We start from the raw sequence: 6,298 nt of genomic DNA on the forward strand, positions 1-6,298 counted from the left end.
ATATCTTTACAACGAATATAGATGATGGTTAACTGTTTTATGATAAAATAATGATAAAATGAAGAAGATTTTTGTGGTAGTATCAGCCATGATGGGGTTAATGACTTCATGCAATCAAACAGTGGAAAAATCTGTGACCGGTATCGTTTGTGATGCCACTATGAATGGAGTAACTGTGGTTACGGTAGATAATGATACTGTTTTTGTAAGTACGTTAGATGCGAAAGATGCCGGTTACACGGGAAACAGCTTTGCGTTGAATGATACCTTGACTGTTGATTATAAGGTGATGGATGGTATTAATGTAGCGGAAAGTTGGCAGGTAAAACCTGTTGTTGCAGAACTGATAATTGGTGCGTGGACTAAGCCTATTAGTGGTATGGATGGAGAAGATGGCTTTTTGCTGGCGGCAGATGGAAAAGCAGCTTCGATTAATTCTGCGACACTTGTGTATAAGACTTGGAAACGTGAAGGAGATAAATTAATCATGGATATCGAAAGTATAGGTAATGGTCAAACGATTGCTTCTACTGACACGATGAATGTTTTGAAACTTGATAAAGATTCATTGATTTTGGATAATGGGGGAATGATAATGCGTTATCACAGAGTCCGGGAATAATTTAATCATTGCATTCAGATGAAATTTTCTGATGCGGATTACATGGGAATTGCGGTGGGTGCAACCTATTCTTTATGTAATCCGCACTTAAACAGGAAGTTTATGAATCTTGTGTGGCTGATAGGGTGTTTATCGCTCTTTTTGTAAACGAATAATCATTACTCGCTTGGTAGTATTTGTTATCCTGAAGCGATTGTCACTTCTTTCTCCTACCAGCCAGATAATCTTTTCGTCTGAGCATACAACATATTGATTCTCTTTTTCGAATAAAGAGAATTTGCGGTCGGTGAGATAATCACTTACATTCTTTTTTCCTGTCATGCCAAAAGGAACAAATTTATCTCCTTTTTGCCATTTGCGAATAATGAGAGGGCTTATTACCTTGTCTGCATCCAGGCAAGCTACATCTTTTTCTTTAGGAATAATAAAATCATCCGATAAATCCAGCGTCTTGATGCAAAGCTGTGGAGTTGGGTCGGTTGTGCTTTCTATGGTTCTGGTTTGAAGCAACAGATATTCTCTGTCTCGTACAGCTTCCCATTCGGGAGAAATAAATCTTTTTCCCGGCTGTCCTGATAAGCTGTGGAAAATATCTTTTATTTGTAAAGGTTTAAATCCTAGTGGATACAATATTTCAAACAGTAATGAGGCGGGGGCAACTTCTGTCAACAAGCGTTCTACATGAATAGCTTTTAGGTTGTTGCCATTTCTTTTTATAACTCTGTTTTTGGCCTCGGCCATTTCTTTGTTGTAAACGAGAGAGGTTTCTGCCAGTCGGTTTGCTGTTTCTGCAATACTCTCACTGACAGATGGATTTAGTTCTCCCAACATTGGAAGAATATTCAAGCGGATTTTGTTCCGCATATATTCATCTTGCAGATTAGTGCTGTCTGTTACGTAATCTTGATGTAAGTGCTCAAGATATTGTAGAATATCCTGTCGACTCGCGTTCAGTAGCGGACGGACAATATGACCGTTTAGCGGGGCTATTCCTTTCAGGCCGTTGATGCCTGTTCCCCGAATTAAGTTTAATAAGAATGTTTCTACACTGTCATCTCTATGGTGGGCTACGGCAATAACGGAAGCATCACACTCCTGCCTTAATTTTTCAAACCATTCATATCGCATTTCTCGAGCTGCCATTTCGATGGAAATGCGATGCTTTGTGGCGTACGTTTGAGTATCAAAATGTACCACATGTAATAAAATATTTAGTTCGTTACATAAGCCTCGTACAAAGTTTTCGTCTCGGTCTGACTCCTTGCCGCGCAAGTGAAAATTGCAATGGGCAGCTTCGCAGGTATATCCTAAAGCTAATAGCACACGTAATAAAGCGACAGAATCAGCACCGCCGCTTAGTGCCACTAAAATCTTATCTTTTTGAAAAAATAAAGATTTTTCTTCTATAAATCTATTGACGTCTAAATGAAACATATTACAAAGATAATGCTTCTTTGAGATTATAGAAAGCGAATACCTGTTTTCTTTCATCCGTCGGTTTGCATATTGCTATTTTTGTTTATGATGAAATTCTTTATTTAAAAACAGTCTAAACAACTTGCATACCTCTAAGTAATGAACTATATTTGCAGAAAATTTTAAAGAAAATGCGTTTATCTGAATTGAATACAGGAGAAAAAGGCGTAATAGTCAAAGTGTTAGGCCACGGAGGCTTTCGTAAGCGTATCGTAGAGATGGGCTTTATAAAAGGCAAAACCGTGGAAGTAATTTTAAACGCCCCCCTGAAAGACCCGATAAAATACAGACTGCTAGATTACGAGATTTCTCTTCGCCGGCAAGAAGCCGAGATGATAGAGGTAGTGAGTGAACAAGAAGCACGTACCACTCAAAGTCCTTATCACGGCTCCATAACAGAAGAAATAACAGTGCCCGAAGCTGAAATGGTGGCATTGGCCAAAGGAAAACGACGTACCATAAATGTGGCACTGGTAGGTAATCCTAATTGCGGAAAAACTTCGCTGTTTAATATAGCATCCGGTGCTCACGAGCACGTAGGAAATTATAGCGGCGTCACTGTGGATGCCAAAGAAGGTTTTTTTGATTTTCAGGGATACCATTTCCGTATTGTGGATTTGCCCGGTACTTATTCTTTGTCAGCCTATACTCCTGAAGAAATATATGTGCGCAAACATATTATTGATGAGACTCCCGATGTGATTATCAACGTGGTAGATGCTTCGAATCTGGAGCGGAATTTTTATCTCACTACTCAGCTTATTGATATGAACGTGAGAATGGTTATCGCTCTGAATATGTATGATGAACTTGAGGCAAGTGGCAACAAACTGGATTATCTCAAGCTGAGCCAGTTGTTTGGCGTACCTATGGTGCCCACTGTCTGTCGTAAAGGAGAAGGTGTCGATAAACTTTTCCATGTGATTATCGGCATCTATGAGGGCAGTGATTTTCTGACTCAAAAGAAGGCGGAAATCCGTACGGAAGTATTGGAGGATTTGCGTGATTGGCATGAAACTTATGTTCCTGATCATAAATTTGGCAGTCACAGTGAAGAAGAACACATTAGGCCGCGTGGTATTTTCCGTCATATTCATATAAATCATGGGCCTGAATTGGAACGCAGCATTCAAGCTGTGAAGAAATTAATCAGTGTCAACGAGCAAATCCGACACAAATATTCTACTCGTTTCCTGGCCATTAAATTGTTGGAAGATGATAAGGATATCGAACTTTTTGTTGAGACACTTCCCAATGGAGGTGAAATTTTAGCTTTGCGTGACAAAGAAGTTCAGCGTATTTATAATGTGATGAATGAAGATAGTGAACAGGCCATTACTGATGCCAAGTATGGTTTCATAACCGGAGCGTTGAAAGAAACATTTACAGACAATCACATGGAAAAGGAGCAGACCACTCGTGTGATTGATAGTATTGTGACTCATCGTATTTGGGGATATCCTATCTTTTTCCTTTTCCTTTATATCATGTTCGAAGGAACATTCGTATTGGGGGATTACCCTATGCAGGGAATTGAGTGGTTGGTAGATCAATTGGGAAATCTGATTCGTAATAATATGGCCGAAGGTCCATTGAAGGATATGCTGGTAGACGGTATCATTGGCGGGGTAGGCGGAGTTATCGTATTCTTGCCCAATATTCTTATTCTATATTTCTTCATATCTGTTATGGAGGATTCAGGATATATGGCACGTGCTGCATTTATTATGGATAAGATTATGCACCGAATGGGATTACACGGAAAGTCGTTCATACCTCTTATCATGGGATTCGGATGCAATGTGCCGGCTATTATGGCATCACGTACCATTGAAGACCGTAAGTGCAGGCTTATTACGATGCTGGTCAATCCGCTGATGTCATGTAGTGCTCGTTTACCTATTTATTTAGTAATGGTAGGAGCTTTTTTCCCAAATCAGGCTAGTTTTGTATTATTGTGCATTTACGCCACAGGAATTATATTGGCGGTTCTCATGGCACGTCTTTTCAGTAAGTTTCTGGTGAAAGGCGATGATGCGCCTTTTGTGATGGAACTCCCTCCTTATCGTATGCCGACAACGAAAAGTATTTTGCGCCATACTTGGGAAAAGGGGGCTCAATATCTGAAGAAAATGGGGGGTATTATTATGATTGCTTCTATCATTATCTGGTTCTTGGGATATTATCCGCAACATGATGCTTATGAAACAGTGGCAGAACAGCAAGAAAACTCATATATTGGTCAGATAGGTAAAGCAGTGGAGCCGGTAATCGAACCTTTGGGATTTGATTGGAAACTTGGCATCGGACTTATTTCCGGAGTCGGGGCAAAAGAACTGGTGGTTAGCACATTGGGAGTTCTTTATACGAATGAAGAGGATGTGGAAAATGTGAATCTTTCCAATCGTATTCCTATCACGCCACTTGCTGCTTTGGCTTATATGCTTTTTGTGCTAATATATTTTCCGTGTATAGCTACTTTGGCTGCTATAAAACAAGAATCGGGCAGTTGGAAATGGGCATTATTTGCTGCGGGCTATACCACGGTTTTAGCGTGGTGCATTGCTTTTGTTGTTTATCAACTGGGAAATTTGATTATTTAGTGAACTCATTTTTATTCTTATTGTTTTTTTAAGCATGGAATTACAACAAATCATAGTTTTAGTCATTGTTTTCTTGTGTATGATATGGGCTGGGCTTCGTATCTTTTTGTATTTCAAGAGGATAAAGAATAACGAGAATCCCTGTGAAGGATGTACTTCGGACTGTTCCATTAAGTCCATTCGCACCAATCAGAAGTGTAATTGCGAAAAAAATGCAGGAAAATGAAGAAAAAAACATCAAAATAGTTGCAGGTTCAAAAAAAAGTCGTACCTTTGCAACCGCAATCGAGAAACAACGGTTGCAAAGAAAAAGGGTTCCTTGGATGAGTGGCTTAGTCAGCGGTCTGCAAAACCGTGTACGGCGGTTCGAATCCGCCAGGAACCTCTAAAGCCAAAGAAGGATTAGAATGAAAATTTCTAATCCTTCTTTGGCTTTTAGGGGCTCAGCCGATTTTTTGGATTGGTAGGTAGTACCTAGGGGCAGTCATTATTCTTGGGGATTTAACATATCAATCAAATACCTGTCCCCTGATCTTGTCTCCTCCGGTTTCCAATCCCTGCATGTGTTTTTGAGTTTCCTAAGCCGTTTCATTAGCCGGACCAAGCGTTTTCGTCCTTTCGATTATGCCTGTCTGTCTGTCGAATTACTACAGTCTCCGGCAGCGGACTGTATAGTCTGTTGCAGTGGACCGTACGGTCTGCTACAGTGGACTGTACAGTCCATTGCCGCAGACTGTAATAATCTTCCGTTTAAAAGACCTTACCCGCCCCCGGGAAACGGCTTATTCTTCCCTTTGCTTGTGATATGACACTTAAATCCCCAAGAATAATAAGTGACCCGAATTTTCTCAAAATATTATGTCCACACACTTTTTTGACTTGATCCGAAAAAAAGTTTCAAAGCCTCAAAAAAAACTATTTTTATTTTGTAATTTCAAAATAATATTCTAAATTTGCACCGCCTTAAAGAAAAAGAGAAAGGCCTGATTAAAAATGGCGGTATCGTCTAGTGGCCTAGGACGCGGCCCTCTCACGGCTGAAACTCGGGTTCGAGTCCCGGTTCCGCTACTAAAAAGCTAATAAGTTAATAACAAACTTATTAGCTTTTTCTTTTTTTAAAACGTCCTTGTCTTTGGGATGTAACGTGCAAAAATGTGGGCTCAGTTTGAAAACTTGGGGGAATTAGTTAAAAACACTATCTTTGTGGCATGAAACAGAACCTTCACCCCCCTGCCACTCCACTGGAGATGTTGAGCTTGTTCCTTCCTGCAGGCCTGCTTGACTATTTTGACCTGGTTAACCATGTCTCTCAAGAGACTTGCTTCATTTTTTTTCTTGAGGAAAAGCCTTCCATTCCTCAAGAGCATTCCCATTTACATCTACATTCCAAAGGTTTCTTCCCGGAAATAGAAGTGCAAGACTTTCCTGTTCGCGGCAAGGCTGTATATCTACGCATCAAGCGGCGTCGTTGGGAAGACCCGGAAACAGGACAAACTTATAGTCGTGATTGGAACTTAGTAGCCTCCGGTACTCGCATAACAGCTGAGTTCGGAGCTTTTTTAAAAGCGTTACTTAGACAATCATGCGGTTAGTTGCC

General features: G+C 40.3%; 4 protein-coding genes and 2 tRNA genes. 5 read left to right on the plus strand and 1 reads right to left on the minus strand.

The annotated features are described in order from the left end of the window. Window positions 1-58 precede the first annotated feature (58 nt). A complete protein-coding gene (locus HMPREF1534_RS14570; protein ID WP_005937573.1) occupies window positions 59-622 on the plus strand; it encodes a lipocalin-like domain-containing protein in 564 nt (187 codons plus the stop codon). A gap of 129 nt (window positions 623-751) precedes the next feature. Here the strand turns inward: HMPREF1534_RS14570 and tilS are convergent, their stop codons facing one another. After that, window positions 752-2,056, minus strand: a complete 1,305-nt coding sequence (gene tilS / locus HMPREF1534_RS14565; RefSeq protein WP_018451926.1) for a tRNA lysidine(34) synthetase TilS — start codon at window positions 2,054-2,056, stop codon at window positions 752-754. Between the two features lie 173 nt (window positions 2,057-2,229). On the opposite strand from tilS, the gene feoB reads away from it, so the two are divergent. The 4 genes from feoB (at window position 2,230) to HMPREF1534_RS14545 (ending at window position 6,293) form a co-directional block, all read left to right on the plus strand. Beyond that, entirely contained in the window at window positions 2,230-4,701 is a 2,472-nt protein-coding gene (feoB, locus tag HMPREF1534_RS14560) for a ferrous iron transport protein B (RefSeq protein ID WP_005937577.1), read from the plus strand. A 313-nt stretch (window positions 4,702-5,014) separates the two neighbouring features. After that, a tRNA-Cys gene (locus HMPREF1534_RS14555) sits at window positions 5,015-5,086 on the plus strand. A gap of 610 nt (window positions 5,087-5,696) precedes the next feature. Then, a tRNA-Glu gene (locus HMPREF1534_RS14550) sits at window positions 5,697-5,769 on the plus strand. 140 nt (window positions 5,770-5,909) lie between these two features. Then, window positions 5,910-6,293, plus strand: a complete 384-nt coding sequence (locus tag HMPREF1534_RS14545) for an ISAon1 family transposase N-terminal region protein (protein WP_005937579.1) — start codon at window positions 5,910-5,912, stop codon at window positions 6,291-6,293. The last annotated feature ends 5 nt before the right edge of the window (window positions 6,294-6,298 follow it).

The organism is Phocaeicola massiliensis B84634 = Timone 84634 = DSM 17679 = JCM 13223 (genome assembly GCF_000382445.1).
GTDB lineage: Bacteria > Bacteroidota > Bacteroidia > Bacteroidales > Bacteroidaceae > Phocaeicola > Phocaeicola massiliensis.

Bases quoted from the DNA above. Each gene is read 5' to 3' on its own strand.
- tilS (WP_018451926.1), bottom strand. From the start codon at position 2,056: ATGTTTCATTTAGACGTCAATAGATTTATAGAAGAAAAATCTTTATTT.
- HMPREF1534_RS14570 (WP_005937573.1), top strand. From the start codon at position 59: ATGAAGAAGATTTTTGTGGTAGTATCAGCCATGATGGGGTTAATGACT.
- HMPREF1534_RS14545 (WP_005937579.1), top strand. From the start codon at position 5,910: ATGAAACAGAACCTTCACCCCCCTGCCACTCCACTGGAGATGTTGAGC.
- feoB (WP_005937577.1), top strand. From the start codon at position 2,230: ATGCGTTTATCTGAATTGAATACAGGAGAAAAAGGCGTAATAGTCAAA.